Annotated in this window: 17 protein-coding genes; 11 read left to right on the top strand and 6 right to left on the bottom strand. The window is 72.5% G+C overall.

Going from position 1 to position 15,082, the window contains the following annotated elements; translation table 11 throughout:
- Window positions 1-31: 31 nt before the first annotated feature.
- Entirely contained in the window at window positions 32-2,269 is a 2,238-nt protein-coding gene (locus tag AB5J73_RS07615; protein ID WP_370968987.1) for a helicase-associated domain-containing protein, read from the bottom strand.
- Between the two features lie 90 nt (window positions 2,270-2,359).
- Between AB5J73_RS07615 and AB5J73_RS07610 the strand changes: the two genes are divergently transcribed.
- From AB5J73_RS07610 to AB5J73_RS07600, 3 genes are all read left to right on the top strand, one after another.
- Window positions 2,360-2,539, top strand: coding sequence for a hypothetical protein (locus tag AB5J73_RS07610; RefSeq protein ID WP_160697456.1), 180 nt, complete (start codon window positions 2,360-2,362; stop codon window positions 2,537-2,539).
- 104 nt (window positions 2,540-2,643) lie between these two features.
- Window positions 2,644-4,035, top strand: a complete 1,392-nt coding sequence (locus AB5J73_RS07605) for an NAD-dependent malic enzyme (protein WP_370968986.1) — start codon at window positions 2,644-2,646, stop codon at window positions 4,033-4,035.
- A 96-nt stretch (window positions 4,036-4,131) separates the two neighbouring features.
- Window positions 4,132-5,640: an alpha/beta hydrolase gene (locus AB5J73_RS07600; protein WP_370968985.1), complete on the top strand. Its 1,509-nt coding sequence runs from the start codon at window positions 4,132-4,134 to the stop codon at window positions 5,638-5,640.
- Window position 5,641: 1 nt separating this feature from the next.
- Here the strand turns inward: AB5J73_RS07600 and AB5J73_RS07595 are convergent, their stop codons facing one another.
- A complete protein-coding gene (locus tag AB5J73_RS07595; RefSeq protein WP_370968984.1) occupies window positions 5,642-5,791 on the bottom strand; it encodes a hypothetical protein in 150 nt (49 codons plus the stop codon).
- A gap of 96 nt (window positions 5,792-5,887) precedes the next feature.
- Here AB5J73_RS07595 and moaC point away from each other — a divergent pair, with 96 nt between their 5' ends.
- Both moaC and AB5J73_RS07585 read left to right on the top strand, forming a co-directional pair.
- On the top strand, window positions 5,888-6,358 hold the full coding sequence (gene moaC / locus AB5J73_RS07590; protein ID WP_086861427.1) for a cyclic pyranopterin monophosphate synthase MoaC: 471 nt from the start codon (window positions 5,888-5,890) through the stop codon (window positions 6,356-6,358).
- Window positions 6,355-7,275, top strand: a complete 921-nt coding sequence (locus AB5J73_RS07585; protein ID WP_370968983.1) for a molybdenum cofactor biosynthesis protein MoaE — start codon at window positions 6,355-6,357, stop codon at window positions 7,273-7,275. Before moaC ends, AB5J73_RS07585 begins: the two co-directional genes overlap by 4 nt.
- Here AB5J73_RS07585 and AB5J73_RS07580 read toward each other — a convergent pair.
- Window positions 7,262-7,708, bottom strand: a complete 447-nt coding sequence (locus tag AB5J73_RS07580; protein WP_370968982.1) for a nitroreductase/quinone reductase family protein — start codon at window positions 7,706-7,708, stop codon at window positions 7,262-7,264. The genes AB5J73_RS07585 and AB5J73_RS07580 overlap by 14 nt on opposite strands.
- Before the next feature lie 56 nt (window positions 7,709-7,764).
- On the opposite strand from AB5J73_RS07580, the gene AB5J73_RS07575 reads away from it, so the two are divergent.
- Window positions 7,765-8,220, top strand: coding sequence for a MarR family winged helix-turn-helix transcriptional regulator (locus tag AB5J73_RS07575; protein WP_370968981.1), 456 nt, complete (start codon window positions 7,765-7,767; stop codon window positions 8,218-8,220).
- Between the two features lie 99 nt (window positions 8,221-8,319).
- Here the strand turns inward: AB5J73_RS07575 and AB5J73_RS07570 are convergent, their stop codons facing one another.
- The 3 genes from AB5J73_RS07570 to moaA form a co-directional block, all read right to left on the bottom strand.
- The gene (locus tag AB5J73_RS07570; protein WP_370968980.1) at window positions 8,320-8,955 is read right to left on the bottom strand and encodes a transglycosylase family protein; all 636 of its coding nucleotides are present in this window, start codon (window positions 8,953-8,955) and stop codon (window positions 8,320-8,322) included.
- Window positions 8,956-10,043: 1,088 nt separating this feature from the next.
- Window positions 10,044-10,304: a MoaD/ThiS family protein gene (locus AB5J73_RS07565; protein ID WP_370968979.1), complete on the bottom strand. Its 261-nt coding sequence runs from the start codon at window positions 10,302-10,304 to the stop codon at window positions 10,044-10,046.
- 1 nt (window position 10,305) lies between these two features.
- Entirely contained in the window at window positions 10,306-11,313 is a 1,008-nt protein-coding gene (gene moaA, locus AB5J73_RS07560; protein WP_370968978.1) for a GTP 3',8-cyclase MoaA, read from the bottom strand.
- Between the two features lie 149 nt (window positions 11,314-11,462).
- On the opposite strand from moaA, the gene AB5J73_RS07555 reads away from it, so the two are divergent.
- From AB5J73_RS07555 to AB5J73_RS07535, 5 genes are read left to right on the top strand one after another with little or no spacing between them, the layout of a single operon-like run.
- Window positions 11,463-11,942: a MarR family winged helix-turn-helix transcriptional regulator gene (locus tag AB5J73_RS07555; RefSeq protein WP_370972995.1), complete on the top strand. Its 480-nt coding sequence runs from the start codon at window positions 11,463-11,465 to the stop codon at window positions 11,940-11,942.
- A gap of 33 nt (window positions 11,943-11,975) precedes the next feature.
- The gene (locus AB5J73_RS07550; protein ID WP_285476866.1) at window positions 11,976-12,380 is read left to right on the top strand and encodes a molybdopterin-binding protein; all 405 of its coding nucleotides are present in this window, start codon (window positions 11,976-11,978) and stop codon (window positions 12,378-12,380) included.
- On the top strand, window positions 12,377-13,186 hold the full coding sequence (gene modA, locus AB5J73_RS07545; RefSeq protein WP_370968977.1) for a molybdate ABC transporter substrate-binding protein: 810 nt from the start codon (window positions 12,377-12,379) through the stop codon (window positions 13,184-13,186). The genes AB5J73_RS07550 and modA overlap by 4 nt, the downstream gene beginning before the upstream one ends.
- Window positions 13,187-13,244: 58 nt before the next feature.
- The gene (locus tag AB5J73_RS07540; protein WP_370968976.1) at window positions 13,245-14,012 is read left to right on the top strand and encodes an ABC transporter permease; all 768 of its coding nucleotides are present in this window, start codon (window positions 13,245-13,247) and stop codon (window positions 14,010-14,012) included.
- A complete protein-coding gene (locus AB5J73_RS07535) occupies window positions 14,009-15,076 on the top strand; it encodes a sulfate/molybdate ABC transporter ATP-binding protein (protein WP_370968975.1) in 1,068 nt (355 codons plus the stop codon). The genes AB5J73_RS07540 and AB5J73_RS07535 overlap by 4 nt, the downstream gene beginning before the upstream one ends.
- Window positions 15,077-15,082: the final 6 nt, after the last annotated feature.

Raw genomic sequence — 15,082 nt, 5'->3', positions numbered from 1 at the left:
GCGGCGACGGCCCGGTGGGGATTCACCGGATTCAGTCTTCGACGATCGCCGCCGAGGTGATCCGGTGGAGGGAGTACCGCTCGTTGTTCTCGCCTTCGAGGATCCCGCCGCCGACGCGCACCGGCCGGATCACGCGCTGGCTGGCGGTGCCGCGGGAGTCCACGAACCCGATCCACACCTCACGGCGCTCCAGCGTCGCCCGGGACAGCAGCTCGAGGGTGGCCGACGTGTCCGCGCCGCCCCCGACCGGCGCGCGCACCGCCGAGCCGCGGCGGCGGGCCGAAGCCGCGTCGCCCGCGCGCAGGTTGGACACGATCCGGGTGGCCTGGTCCTCGGTCAGGACCGCCTGCTCACCGGGGCTCCGGCGGGCCGCGCGTGCCTTCGCGGGCAGCCGCCTGCCGCCCGGGCGGATGTCGACGACCCGGCCGTCGGGACCCTCCGCGGCCGGGGCGAACCCGGCCGTGCGCAGCCCGGCGAGCACCTCGTGCAGCGGGTCGGGACTGATCACGACGGTCGGCGCGATCAGCCGCAGGTCGTGCTCCGCCGCGACGGGGTTGGCCAGCACCTCGGCCAGCAACGCCTCGTCGTCGCACCGCAGGAACGACGCCGCGACCCCGCCGCGCAGCCGCCCGTGCCGCCGGGCGACGTCGTCGACCAGGTAGCTCAGCCCCTGCGGCACCGGCGTCGCCGACTTCGCCTTGAAGAGCGCGTGCAGCTCGTCGGCGGTGCGGCCGGTGTCCAGCGCGCGCCGCACCGACGTCTCGGTGATCCGGTAGACGGTCGCGTGCCCCGCCGATTCGACGTCGGCGACGGCGGCCATCTCCGCGGCCAGCTCCGGCTCCAGCGGGCCCGGCGCGACCACCGTCAGGTCGGCCTGCAGCAGCACGTGGTCGACCGGCGCGGGGAGCGCGTCCAGGATCGCTTCGACGGCACCCGGCCGGTCTTCGGCGAGCAGCGCCCGCGTCGCCGTCGTGACGCCGCCGAGCCCGACCAGGCCCAGCGCGCTCGCCTCGGACATGGTCCAGCGCACGGTCTCGTCCCGCAGCCGCCCGCCGCGCCGGGGCGCCCGCCAGGCCAGCACCGCGACGAGCTCGTCGACGCTCTTCACGCCGGCGCCCTCGGGCAGGTCGGCCAGCGCGGCCAGGACCCGCCGCCGCGCGACCGGGGCGAGCGGGCGGCGCAGCTCCTCCGACAGCGGCGCGACCGGCTTGTCCTTGGCGTCGCGCCCGCCGGCCATCCCCGGCAGCCGCGGCAGCTCCAGCCACGCCTGGGCCAGCGTCATCCAGCGCTGCGCGGTCGGCGACGCGAGCCACGAGTCGGTCAGCGTCGTCGGCACCCACTCGGGCGCGGTCGTCTCGCTGTCCGCGACGAGCCCGGCGCCCACGGCCAGCTCGGCCAGCAGGGTCGCCTGGGCCTCGTCGATCTCGAGGTCCTTCGCGAGCTTCTTCAGCTCGCGCACGCCGAGGCCACCCGACTTGAGCACCGGCGGCGGCGTCGCCGACCACGCGCGGAGCAGGGATTCGGTGTGGCGCAGGAACTCCATCGCCTCACCGGCCGCCGCCTTGTCCACAGTGGACGGCTGGTGCGGGTGGACCGGCAGCTCGGGCTCGGTGAGCGACCCGGGCGCGAAGGCCCCGCCGCGGACCGCGATGCCGAGCTCGCGCGGCAGCTCGACGGTCTGGTCGTCGCGGCGCAGCAGCAGCCCGCGGGCCAGCAGCTTCTGCACCGGCGTCGCGGCCTTCTCGAGCGAAAGGTCGAGCCCGGCGTCGCGGGTCCGCCCGATCGGCGGCCCGGCGGCGAGGGCGGCGAGCACCCCGCGTTCGTCGTCGGGCAGCTCGGCGAGCCGCGCTTCGAGGTCTTCGCCGGCGAGCGACGGCGCGGGGGCGCCCAGCCCGGCCGGGAACGGCCCGAGGGCCTCCCTGGCCGCGGGCGGCACGCGCACGGCGTCGTCCGCGCCCCAGGCCAGCGCCCGCTTGCGCAGCCGGGCCAGCGGCTCGGCGACGTCGGTGCCGACCAGCTTCGCCACGTCTTCGACCGGCACCGGATCGCGGTCCGCGCCGGCCAGCAAGCAGGCTTCGAGCACGGCGAGGGTGAAGCTGTCGAGGTCTTCGCAGGCGCGCGCGACCGAGCCCGGCGTGCCGGCCCGGGTGGCCAGCACCGTGCTGTCGGATGGCGGGGGCGTGGACAGGTCGCGCCGCGTGCGGAGCAGCTCGGTGAGTGCGCCGTCGGACTCCGCGCGCAGCCAGTCCGCCAAGGAGGTCGCGGGCATAGAAGACCAGGGTACCGGGCGGTTGCGACAACCTGCCCGGGCTCAGGCAGACTGTTCCCCGGAAGACGGAGAACGGCTGTGGAGGACGTTGTGGCCAAGGGCGAGAAGAAGCACAAGGGCGTCGACCCGACCTGGCCGGGCGAGGCCGGCGAGCACCCCGTGACCGAGCTCGCGTCCGACCGGCAGGGCTCGCTGTCGCCGTTCGGCGACATCACGTTCCCGCTCGACTCGGTGCCCTACGTGCACCCCGAGACCGAGATCAACCGCTGATCGCATAGTTACTGGTCAGTACCGGTATCGGCCCCTCGTGAGGGCGGTCACGGGAGTAGGTTCGCACCCGTCCCAGCCACCTTTCCCATGCGGGGGTAAGTGCCATGCCGGTTCCCGGTCCCGGATATTCGATCACCGTCCGGGTCGAGGCCCCGGCTTCGTCCAGCGCGGCCGGTGACCTCACCACCGCCGTCGGGCGGGTCGGCGGCGTGCTGACCGCGTTCGACGTCGTCGAGTCGCACTCGGACTCGATCGTGGTCGACATCAGCGCCAACGCGCTGTCGGAGAACCACGCGAACGACATCACCCAGACGCTGGACTCGCTGCCCGGCGTGAAGGTCCGCAAGGTCTCCGACCGGACGTTCCTGATCCACCTCGGCGGCAAGATCGAGGTCACGCCCAAGGTCGCGCTCCGCAACCGTGACGACCTCTCCCGCGCCTACACCCCGGGCGTCGCCCGCGTCTGCCAGGCGATCGCGAACAACCCCGAGGACGCGCGCCGGCTGACCATCAAGCGCAACACCGTCGCGGTGCTCACCGACGGGTCCGCGGTGCTCGGCCTCGGCAACATCGGCCCGGCCGCCGCGCTGCCGGTGATGGAGGGCAAGGCGGCGCTGTTCAAGAAGTTCGCCGACGTCGACGCGTGGCCGGTCTGCCTGGACACCCAGGACACCGAAGAGATCATCATGATCGCCAAGGCGCTGGCCCCGGTGTACGCGGGCATCAACCTCGAGGACATCGCCGCGCCGCGCTGCTTCGAGATCGAGAAGCGCCTGCGCGAGCAGCTCGACATCCCGGTGTTCCACGACGACCAGCACGGCACCGCGATCGTGGTCGTCGCCGCGCTGCGCAACGCCCTGCGCGTGGTCAAGAAGGACATCGAGGACTGCAAGATCGTGGTCAGCGGCGTCGGCGCGGCCGGCTCGGCGATCATCCGGCTGCTCCTGCGCAAGAACCCGGGTGACATCGTCGCCGCGGACATCGACGGCATCGTCCACTCCGAGCGCGGCAACCTCGACGACAACCTCGCCTGGATCGCGTCGCACACCAACAAGGAGCAGGTCAGCGGCACCCTGCACGAGGCGCTCGTCGGCGCGGACGTCTTCATCGGCGTCTCGGCGCCCAACCTGTTCGGCGCCGAGCAGGTGGCGACGATGAAGGACGACGCCGTCGTGTTCGCGCTGGCCAACCCGGACCCGGAGATCGACCCGCTGGAGGCGCAGCAGCACGCGGCCGTCGTGGCGACCGGCCGCAGCGACTTCCCGAACCAGATCAACAACGTGCTGGCCTTCCCGGGCGTCTTCCGCGGCCTGCTCGACGCGCACGCGCACAACATCGACGACAACATGCTGCTCGCCGCGGCCGACGCGATCGCCGACGTCGTGGACAACGGCAAGCTCAACGCGTCGTTCATCGTGCCGAGCGTGTTCGACAGCGCGGTGGCGCCCGCGGTCGCCGAGGCCGTCCGCAAGGCGGTGCGCGCCGAGCAGCGCTGAGTCCTCACTTCGGAGGACCCCGGAATCGTTCTTCGGAGGGACGACCGGGGTCCTTCCCTTCCCTAGGCTGAGATGCGACTCACAGGGGGAGATCGCATGTCGAGGAGTTCGCTGGTCGCCGTGGTGGCGGCCCTGACCGTGACGCTGGCGCCCGCGGTGGCGGAGGCGAGCACGTCGACGTGGGGCGTGTGCCCGGCCGACGTGACCCTGCCGGGCCTGGAGTGCACGACGCTCGAAGTCCCGTTGGACTACCGGAAACCGGACGGCAGGCAGATCGAGGTCGCCGTTTCGCGGCTGAAGAGCACGAACCCGGCGGCGCGCCGGGGTGTGCTCCCGACCAACCCGGGTGGCCCCGGTGGGCCGGGGCTCGACCTGCCGGCGGTCCTGAAGCTGGCCGGGCTGCCGCAGAGCGTCCTGGACGCGTACGACGTCATCGGCTTCGACCCGCGCGGCGTCGGCCACAGCACCCCGGTGACGTGCGACCTGGCTCCGGCGCAGCAGTCGAGCAACGTCCCGCCGTACGCCCTGAACCCGGCCGACGTGGCAGCGCGCGCCGAGTACGTGAAGGGCATCGCGCACCAGTGCGGCACGTCGCGGACGGCGTGGATGCTGCCGTACGTCACCACGGCGAACACGGCCCGCGACATGGACCGCATCCGCGCGGCGCTGGGCGAGCCGAAGCTGTCGTACTACGGCGTCTCGTACGGTTCGTACCTCGGCGCGGTGTACACGACGCTGTTCCCGCAGCGCAGCGACCGCATCGTGCTGGACAGCAACACGTCGCCGGGCGGCCTGGACGTCACCGGCTCCCGCCTGCTGGCCCAGGGCTTCGACGACCGCTTCCCGGACTTCGCCGCGTACGCCGCGTCGCACCCGGAGAACGGCCTGGGTACCACGCCGGCCCAGGTGACGGCGAAGTACTTCGCCCTCGCCCGCGAGCTGGACACCACCCCGAACCCGCAGGGCGTCGACGGCAAGCTGTTCCGCCAGCTCACCTTCGGCATGCTGTACAACGACGCGACCCTCCCGTACCTGGCCACGGCCTGGCAGGCGCTGGACGGGAACCAGCCGATCCCCTCCCCGCCCGGTGGCACGCCGCCGGGCATCGAGAACCTGTTGTCCAGCCAGCTGTACGTGGTCTGCGGCGATTCGGACTGGCCGGAGTCGGTCTGGACGTACCAGAAGAACGTCGCCCTGGACCGCTTCCACCACCCGATGTTCGGCCCGGCCGCGGCCAACGTCTGGCCCTGCGCGTACTGGCCGTCGGATCCGGCGGAGCCCCCGGTCCACATCGGCGACCGGGGTCCGTCGAATGTGCTGCTGGCCCAGAACCTCCGCGACCCGGCAACACCCCTGACGGGCGCCCGCCGGCTACGCCAAGCGTTCGGCAACCGAGCCCGCCTGGTAACCGCCGACCAGGGCGGCCACGGCACGTACCTGTTCAGCACGAACAGCTGCGCGAACAACACGGTGACGGCCTTCCTGGCCACGGGCGTGCGTCCCGCGCAGGACAAGGCATGCGCAGCGGAGCCGTCCCGCCCAAGTCCGGCAGCGGCGGATCGGCTGCGGGTGGCCGCGGGATTGGGGGTGGTGCTCAGGACCTAGCTCACCAGCCGGCCTCGGCCGTCACCAGCGGGAACGGCGACGTCATCGTCATCGTGACGTTCTCGTCGAAGCGGTCGTCGACGTCGAGCTTGCCCGCCCAGCGGTCGAACACCGCGCACACCGCGACGCCGTTCGCGTGCGGGGCGGGCACGATCAGCGCGACTCGCTTGCCGTTGCGGAGGCCTCGGAGGTTCTGAATCGAGGGTCGCGCCGCCCAGCCCGCCGGCGCCGGAAGTAGCCTCGCCGTGTGAGTGAACTCAGCCACGTCGACGAGACCGGCGCCGCCCGGATGGTCGACGTCTCCGGCAAGACCGCCACCGCGCGCACCGCGCTCGCGGCCGGGACCGTGCGGACCACCGCCGAGGTGCTCCGGCTGCTCGCGACCGACGGCCTCCCGAAGGGCGACGCCCTCGCCACCGCGCGGATCGCCGGGATCATGGGCGCCAAGCGGGTGCCCGAGCTGATCCCGCTGTGCCACCAGATCGCGCTGTCCGGGGTCAAGGTGGAGTTCGAGCTGGGCGAGGCCGAGGTCCGGATCCGCGCCACGGCGAAGACCACCGACGTCACCGGCGTCGAGATGGAGGCGCTGACCGCCGTGGCGGTCGCCGGGCTGACGCTGCACGACATGATCAAGGCCGTCGACCCGGCGGCGACGCTGGACGAGGTCCGCCTGCTCCGCAAGGACGGCGGCAAGACCGGAACCTGGGAGCGGCCGTGAAGCGCACCGCGCGCGTGATCGTGGCGTCCAACCGCGCCGCGAAGGGCGTCTACGAGGACAAGACCGGGCCGGTGATCGTCGCCTGGCTGGCCGGCCGCGGGTACGACGTGCCGGCGCCCGTCGTCGTCGAGGACGGCGAGCCGGTGGGGGTCGCGCTGCGGGCCGCGCTCGCGGACGGCGTCGCCGTCGTGCTGACCACCGGCGGCACCGGCATCTCGCCGACCGACCGCACTCCGGACGTCACCCGCGCCGTCCTGGACCACGAACTGCCGGGCGTGGCGGACGCGATCCGCGCGGCCGGGCTGCCGAAGGTGCCGACGGCGGTGCTGTCGCGCGGTGTCGCGGGCGTGGCCGGGCGGACCCTGGTCGTCAACCTCCCGGGCTCCAGCGGCGGCGTCAAGGACGGCCTGGGCGTCCTGGACGGCATCCTGGACCACGCCGTCGACCAGCTGGCCGGCGGCGACCACCCGCGGCCCGTGGCGGCCGGCCCGGCGGTCCGCGTGGCGCGGGCACTGGTGACCGAGGACGTGCTGTCCGTCGAGGAGCACGCCCGCCTGGTCGAGGACGACGCGGCGGGCGCGGTCGTGACCTTCGCGGGGGTCGTCCGCGACCACGACGGCGGCAAGGGCGTGCGCGACCTGACCTACGAGGGCCACCCGAGCGCGGGCGAGGTGATCGCGGACGTCGTCGCCGACCTGGCGGCGCGCTGGACCGGCGTCCGCGCGGTGGCGGTGAGCCACCGCGTCGGGCCGCTGACGATCGGCGACGTCGCGCTGGCGTGCGCCGTGGCGGCGGAGCACCGCGGCCAGGCGTTCTCGGCGTGCGCGGAGCTCGTGGACGAGGTCAAGGCGCGGCTGCCGGTCTGGAAGCACCAGCACTTCACCGACGGCACCGACGAGTGGGTCAACTCGCCCTGATCCGGAACACGGCCACGCGCCCGGCGGCCGCGGCGAACCCGTCCGGGTCGGCGCCGTCGACGAGGCCCAGCTTCACGAACATCGGCACCCCGTGCGGCACCTCGCGCGGGAACGCCCGCATGACCTGCTCCCGGACGCCGGGGTCGGCGACCTCTTCGAGCGTCACGGCCTCCTTCCGGCGTCCGTGGGCGAGCTCGCCCCGGCCGGCGGCGCGGACGTTGCGCGCCCAGTCGCCCTGGGGCACGCCGGCGATGACGTAGCGGCGGCCGCCGACGGTCAGCGGAGAGACCGGTGTGGGCCGTGGCGCGCCCGAGCGGCGGCCGGGGACGGTCAGGACGTGGATGGTGCCCAGGCGCAGCCCCAGCCGCGTCAGGAGGCGCACGACGCGGTTGGCGGGCCGGAGCCAGCGCGGCAGGGCGGGACGGGTCCGCATGGCGGAAAAACCTTTCGACGATCGAAATAGTTGCTCGCCAAGGTAGACTCTTTCGAGTGTCGAAGCAATTGCTGGTCACCGAGGCGGCCCACGCGGCGTCGGACTTCGGCGCGGCGAACGACGTGGTGGACGAAGCCGCGGCGGCGGCGTTCGGGGTGAACCGCACGGACCTGCGGATCATCGGCCTGGTCGCGGCGGCGGGCGCGCTGACGGCGGGCCGGCTGGCCACGGAAGCGAACTTGAGCCCCGCGGCGACGACGACGGCGATCCAGCGCCTGACGCGGGCGGGGCACCTGACGCGCCGGACGGACGCGGACGACCGCCGCCGGGCGGTGGTGGAGCTGACGCCGGGCGCCGCGGAGCTGCTGGAGGAGATCTACGCGCCGATCGAGCGCGCGGGCCGCGCCATCCTCGAGGACTACGCGCCCGAGCAGCTGGCGCTGGTGATCGAGGTCCTGCGGAAGGGCGAGCGCATGCAGCGGGCGGAGGCCGCCCGGATCCGGGCTCGGTGACCCGGGAACCACTCAGCCCTCCACCGCCCGGGGGATCGGCGGTGGAGGGCTGGGTGGAGTCACGGCGCTAGGCCGGACTTACGCATCGCTGCGCGATCGTCACTTGGTGGCGATCTTCTGGCCGACGAGGATCAGGTCCGCGTTCGGGATGTACTTCGCGTTCAGCTCCTGCAGCTTCGCGTAGCCGCCCTGGACGTTGAACTGCTTGGCGATCTTGGACAGGCTGTCGCCCGCCACGACGGTGTAGTCACCGGCCGGGTTCGAGCTGCTGACACCGGACACCGCGGGGGCCGCCTTCGGAGCGGCCGCCTTCGGGGCGGTCGTGCTCTTCTTCGGGGTCACCTTCTTGGTGGTGTTGGTCTTCGCGCTGGCCTTGGGGGCCGACGAGCCGCCACCCTTCTTGCCGCAGACCGGCCAGGCGCCGATGCCCTGGCCCTGCAGGACGCGCTCGGCCACGGCGATCTGCTGCTCGCGGGACGCGTTCTGCGCGTTGCCGGTGCCGCCGTAGGCCTTCCAGGTGCTCTGCGTGAACTGCAGGCCGCCGTAGTAGCCGTTGCCGGTGTTGATGCTCCAGTTGCCGCCGCTCTCGCACTGCGCGATCGCGTCCCAGTTCGTCGCCGACGCGGGGGTCGCGGCGATCGCGAGGGGAGCGCCGACCGCGATGCCCGCGATGGCGACGCGAGCGACGGTGCGGGTGGCAGCGGACATCTTGCGGTGCTTGCCTCGGTAAGACATCTGAATGCTTCTCGGTTTCCCTGCGCCTACGAGCCGGTGCTGAGGGTCAGGATCGGGGTCCTGGCGCCGGCCGTCTCAGGCCGGCAGGCGAGTCCGACGCACGGCGCGTCTTCCTCGTCCCCTCGTCCCTGTCCGGAAATGCTTTCGCTCGGGGTATGGGTCCGGGGATCCGCTGGACAGGGCTAGGCGCTACGGATTCCCGGTCGTGCTGGTTGGTCGGGGCCAACCGAAAAGCGACGGTACGTAACGATCGGCGTGATCGGAAATTATTCGGGGCGTGACCTACGTCACAGTAACAGCACGCAACCTCGGTCGATACGCCTGTTTGTGCAGGTCAGAGGGCCGTTATCTGCCCGTTTCCTAGCCGAGATAAAACACGGATCGTGAGGCTTGCATCACGTGATTCGCGCAGCGAATGGACCATTCGCGTCGTCCGCTCGGCGATTGAAGCGCGCATCTTATGGCCGGAGCCGGGAGTGCGCCAGACTTGACAATCCGGTCCCAGTTGCCCCAGGAGTCACACTAGTCCCACCTGTTAGTGGGGTTTGAACACACGGCCGAAGCCGCTTGAGACGCCGGTGACCCCTTAATAGGGCCACGCACCGCGACCGACCAGGCGAAACGGGTCACCGGATGGCGTTGCGGCGGGCGGGGATCAGCTTCTCGCGAACACCCGGATTTGATGACGCGCCACGCCGAGCCTCGGAGAAGAGGTCGGCGAGCGGTCGGCCGCGGCGCCCGAGCGGCAGGGGAAAGACGGCAGGGGTGAACTCGCACCCGCAGGTGGGCGGCAGGTGGAGGGAGCGAACGGCGTGCCGGACGAGGCCATGTGCGCACCTGGTCGGCTCAGGCCCGAGTCCGGGGGCGAGCGGCCCCGGGCGGGTTGGCGGCCCGGCGGAATGCCGAGCGGGGCTTGCGAGCGCGGCCAGCGACCTGCCGGGGCTCTAGCGGGCCTCTGGCCGAATCAGCGGCCGCCCGCTCGGAAGGGGCACTCGGCCGGCGCCAACATGCGTGCTCGGCCAAAGCGGCCCGGGGCGGTCCCTTCAGCCCATCCCGCCCCCGGCGGGGCCTCAAGACCCCAGCAAGCCTCAGCCCCCGGCGAAGGGGGGCAGGACGTCCAGCTCCGCCCCATCCGTCAGCGCCCGGCCGAGGTCGCGCACCGCGATTCCGTCCAGCAGGTAGCTGACCGCGTCCAGGACCCGCGGCAAGCCCTCCGGGTGCAGCCGCCGGAGCTCGGTCACCGCGTCGGCGACCGAGGCTCCCGAAGGCAACTGCACCTTCTCCTCATCGACCCCCGCTGCGGCGCGGGCCGCCGCGAAGTAGCGGACCACGATGGTCAGGGTTGTCATCTCAACCGCCGATCGCGCTCATCGGCCGGATCGGCTGGGCGAATCCGGCGTCGTTGATCTCGTGGCCGGCGAGCTTGCCCCACATCGTGGCCCGCCAGGCGTCCGCCACCTCCTCATCGCGCGCGCCCGCGCGCACGAGGGAGCGGAGGTCCGTCTCGTCGTTGCTGAACAGGCACGAACGGACCGCGCCGTCGGCCGTCAGGCGCGTTCGCTCGCACGCCGCGCAGAACGGCCTGGTCACCGAGGCGATCACGCCGACGTCGCCGGGGCCGCCGTCGACCAGCCAGCGCTCGGCCGGTGCGCCGCCGCGGGCGACCGGGAACGGGGTCAGCTCGAAGGCGCTGCCCAGCTTCTCCAGGATCTCCGCCGCGGTGATCATCTCGCCGCGGTTCCAGCCGTGCTGGGCGTCCAGCGGCATCTGCTCGATGAAGCGCAGGTGGTAGCCCTCGGCCAGGCAGAACTTCAGCAGCGGCACGGCTTCGGCCTCGTTGACGCCGCGCATCAGCACCGCGTTGACCTTCACCGGCGACATCCCCGCGTCCCGCGCCGCCGCCATGCCGGCCAGCACGTGCGAAAGCCGGTCTCGGCGGGTGATCTTCTCGAACAGCTGCGGGTCGATGGTGTCGAGCGAGACGTTGATGCGGTTCAAGCCGGCCTCGGCGAGCGCCGTGGCGCGCCGCGCCAGGCCGATCCCGTTGGTCGTCATGGACAGCTTCGGCCGCGGCTCGAGCGCCGTGACCCGCGCGACGAGGTCCTCGAGGCCCGGCCGCAGCAGCGGTTCGCCGCCGGTGAGGCGGATGTCGGTGATGCCGAGCCGCTCGACGGCGATCCGCATCAGGCGGATCAGTTCGTCGTCGGTCAGCACCTGGTCGCCCGGCATCCAGTCGAGGCCTTCCGCGGGCATGCAGTAGGTGCAGCGCAGGTTGCACCGATCCGTCAGGGAAACCCGGAGATCGGTGGCCACCCGGCCGAAGGTGTCGATGAGTTGCGGGTTCTCGGGCCTGGGCACGCGAGATGACCCTCGTGTACCGGGGACGCGAGGAAACCCGAGATCCACTGCCGTCATTACGCACAGCGTAGCTCCGGAACGGGCGAAGTGAGCGGGTCGCTACGATACTTTGACGAGTGAGTGGTTCAGTTGCCGAACTAAGAGGGCCTGTGACGGAAAAGACTTACCCGGTCACCGACGATGAGCTCTTCCGCTTCGCGGAATTGGGCCGCCAGAGCAGCACGCTGACGGTCCTCCGGCACGCCAGGATCGCCGAACGGATGGGCTTGTCCGGCACCGACCACAAGACGTTCGACCTGGTCATCCAATCGGGCGGACCGTTGACCGCCGGGCGGATCGCCGAGCTGACGGGCCTGTCGACCGGCGCGGTGACCGGCGTCATCGACCGGCTCGAGAAGGTCGGGCTGGTCCGCCGCGTCCGCGATCCGGAGGACCGCCGCAAGGTCCTCGTGGCGGTCGTGCCGGGGGCCGAGGAGCGCTTCGCGCCGCTCTTCGAGTCGGCCTTCGACGCTCTTCGCGAGACGTTGGCGCAGTTCTCCCCGACCGAGCGAAAAGCCATCGAGCGTTATCAGAATGTCATGCTCGAACAGCTGCGCGCGGAAATCCTCGACAATGCCCGCCCCGCGTAGCTTTTCCTCAACTGCGGAGATAATGTCTGCGGCATGCCGCAATTTCGGTTGTCCGAGGCCGCACGCCTGCTCGGGGTCAGCGACGACACCGTGCGTCGATGGGTGCGCGCAGGTCAGCTGACCGCCACCGACGACGCCGCCGGCCGCAAGGTCGTGGACGGTGCCCAGCTGGCCGGGTTCGCCCGGGCGCAGGCCTCCGGCCCCGAAGACCCCTCCACCGTCGGCCGCTCCGCCCGGAACAGGTTCGTCGGGCTGGTCACCGAGGTCGTCGCCGACAAGGTGATGGCGCAGGTGGAACTGCAGTGCGGGGCACACCGGGTGGTGTCCCTGATGAGTACGGAAGCCGTCCGCGAGCTGGGCCTGCGCCCCGGAGTGCTCGCGGTCGCAGTGGTCAAAGCGACCACGGTTGTGGTGGAGACACCGGAAGGAAGTCGATGAAGAAGCTTGCTCTCGCCGTCGCGGCCGTCGCCCTGTTCGCGGGCGCCTGCAGCAGCTCGGACGAGCCCAGCACGCAGACCGGCGGGTCGTCGGTCACCGCGCCCGCGCCCAAGGGGGCCGGGAACGCCGGCGGCGGCACGCTGACCGTGTTCGCGGCCGCGTCGCTCACCGAGTCGTTCACCGCGCTCGGCAAGGAGTTCGAAGCCCAGCACTCCGGCGTGACCGTGAAGTTCAGCTTCGCGGGCTCGTCCACCCTGGTGCAGCAGCTGACCAACGGCGCGAAGGCCGACGTCTTCGCCTCCGCCGACCAGGCCAACATGGACAAGGCGAACCAGGGCGGGGTGATCGACGGCCAGGCGACGGTGTTCGCCACGAACAAGCTCGCCATCGCCGTCGCGCCGGGCAACCCCAAGGGCATCAAGTCCTTCGCTGACCTGAACAAGGCCGGCCTGGCCGTCGTGACCTGCGCGCCGCAGGTGCCGTGCGGCTCGGCGACCAAGAAGGTCGAGCAGAGCACCGGCGTCACGCTCAAGCCGAAGAGCGAGGAGTCGGACGTCAAGCAGGTGCTGAACAAGGTCGCGTCCGGGGACGCCGACGCGGGCCTCGTCTACGTCACCGACGCCACCTCCGCCGCGGGCAAGGTGGAGAAGGTCGACTTCCCGGAGGCCGCGCAGGCGATCAACGCCTACCCGATCGCCGCGGTCAAGGGCGGCCAGGCCGAGCTGGCGCACCAGTTCGAGGAGTTCGTCCTCGGCACCGAGGGCAAGAACGAGCTGACGAAGGTCGGGTTCGGCCCTGCGCAGTGAGCGTCTCGCGAACGGCCGGCCGGGATCCGTCCCGGCCGGCCGTTCGCGCGTCCCGTGGGTGCTCGCGATCCCGGCCACCCTGGCACTGGCGCTGGTCGTGCTGCCGGTCGTCGGCCTGCTGGTCCGCTCGGACCTGACGCGGCTGCCGTCGCTGGTCGCCACGCCGTCGTCGTGGCACGCGCTGCGGTTGTCGCTGATCACGGCGGCGCTGTCCACTGTGGCCTGCGTGCTGCTGGGCGTACCGCTGGCCGTCGTGCTGGCGCGCGCCCGGTTCCGCGGGGTCCGGCTGCTGCGCTCGGTGGTGCTGCTGCCGCTGGTGCTGCCCCCGGTCGTCGGCGGCCTCGCGCTGCTCTACCTGCTCGGCCGCAAGGGCTTCCTCGGCATGCTGATCACCACGCTGACCGGGGAGTCGGTGCCGTTCACCACGGGCGCGGTGGTGATCGCGCAGACGTTCGTCGCGATGCCGTTCCTCGTGGTCAGCCTCGAAGGCGCGCTGCGGAACGCCGGTGACCGCTACGAGCAGGTCGCCGCGACGCTCGGCGCGCGCCCGTGGACCGTCTTCCGCCGGGTCACGCTGCCGTTGCTGCTGCCCGCGCTCGGTTCCGGCGTCGTGCTCAGCTTCGCCCGCGCGCTCGGCGAGTTCGGCGCCACGATCACCTTCGCCGGCAGTCTCGAAGACGTCACCCGCACGCTGCCGCTGGAGGTCTACACGCAGGCCGAAGTGGACATCGACAGCGCGGTCGCCCTTTCGTTGCTGCTGATCGTCGTGGCGGTCGTCGTGATCGCGGTCGCGCGCCCGCGCTCGTGGGAAGGCGGCCTGCGGTGAGCCTGACCGCCCGGATCGAGGCCGTCCGCGGCACGTTCTCGCTGGACGTCGACCTCGACGTGCCCACCGGGACGGTGCTCGCGCTGCTCGGCCCGAACGGCTCGGGCAAGTCGACCGTGCTGGGCTGCTTGTCCGGGTTGATCACGCCGACGGCGGCGGAGATCACCGTGGCCGGGCGCGCCTTGGCGGGCGTCGCGCCGCACCGCCGCGGGATCGGCCTGCTCTCCCAGGACGCGCTGCTCTTCCCGCACCTGTCCGCGGCGGACAACGTCGCCTTCGCACCGCGCTCGACCGGTGCCGGCCGCCGCGCCGCCCGCGAGCGCGCCTACTACTGGCTGGCCGAAGTGGACGCCGTCTCGCTGGCGGACCGGCGGCCCGGGCAGCTGTCCGGCGGCCAGGCCCAGCGCGTCGCGATCGCCAGGGCGCTGGCCGCGGAACCGGACCTGCTGCTGCTCGACGAGCCGTTCGCCGCCCTCGACGTCGACGCGGCGCCGGCGATCCGCGGCCTGCTGCGGCGCGTGCTCAAGACCGGGCCGACGACCGTGCTCGTGACGCACGACCCGCTGGACGCGCTCGCACTCGCCGACCACGTCGCGGTGATGAACGGTGGCCGCGTCGTCGAACGCGGCCCGACCCGCGAAGTGCTTTCGGCGCCGCGGACGGCGTTCACCGCGCGGATCGCCGGTCTCAACCTGGTCGCCGGCACCGCGGTCCCCGACGGGCTGCGGACCGCGGCGGGCGAGGTCGTGAGCGGGATCCCGGCGGCCGACGTGGTGCCGGGCGAGCCCGCGGTGGCGGTGTTCCCGCCGAACGCCGTCGCCGTCTACCCGCACGACGGCGAGCACCGCGGCAGCCCGCGCAACACCGCCGACGCCGTCGTCTCGGCGCTGGAACCGCACGGGCCGGTGATCCGGGTCCGCGCCGAGGGCGACGGCTGGGCGCACGGCCTGACCGCCGACCTGACGCCGGCCGCCGTGGCCGAGCTCGCGCTGGAGCCCGGCTCGGCGGTGACGCTCTCGGTGAAGGCCGCGACCGTGGCGATCCACCCGGCCGCGACCTCCTGAACCCCG

Source organism: Amycolatopsis sp. cg9 (genome assembly GCF_041346945.1).
Classification (GTDB): domain Bacteria; phylum Actinomycetota; class Actinomycetes; order Mycobacteriales; family Pseudonocardiaceae; genus Amycolatopsis.
The sequence above is the reverse complement of the archived record's forward strand: the minus strand, read 5'-3'. Positions and strand labels throughout refer to the sequence as shown.

Coding starts and splice junctions, on each gene's coding strand:
- AB5J73_RS07615 (WP_370968987.1), bottom strand. CDS start 2,269: ATGCCCGCGACCTCCTTGGCGGACTGGCTGCGCGCGGAGTCCGACGGC.
- AB5J73_RS07605 (WP_370968986.1), top strand. CDS start 2,644: ATGCCGGTTCCCGGTCCCGGATATTCGATCACCGTCCGGGTCGAGGCC.
- AB5J73_RS07600 (WP_370968985.1), top strand. CDS start 4,132: ATGTCGAGGAGTTCGCTGGTCGCCGTGGTGGCGGCCCTGACCGTGACG.
- AB5J73_RS07580 (WP_370968982.1), bottom strand. CDS start 7,708: ATGCGGACCCGTCCCGCCCTGCCGCGCTGGCTCCGGCCCGCCAACCGC.
- AB5J73_RS07570 (WP_370968980.1), bottom strand. CDS start 8,955: ATGTCTTACCGAGGCAAGCACCGCAAGATGTCCGCTGCCACCCGCACC.
- AB5J73_RS07565 (WP_370968979.1), bottom strand. CDS start 10,304: ATGACAACCCTGACCATCGTGGTCCGCTACTTCGCGGCGGCCCGCGCC.
- AB5J73_RS07550 (WP_285476866.1), top strand. CDS start 11,976: ATGCCGCAATTTCGGTTGTCCGAGGCCGCACGCCTGCTCGGGGTCAGC.
- modA (WP_370968977.1), top strand. CDS start 12,377: ATGAAGAAGCTTGCTCTCGCCGTCGCGGCCGTCGCCCTGTTCGCGGGC.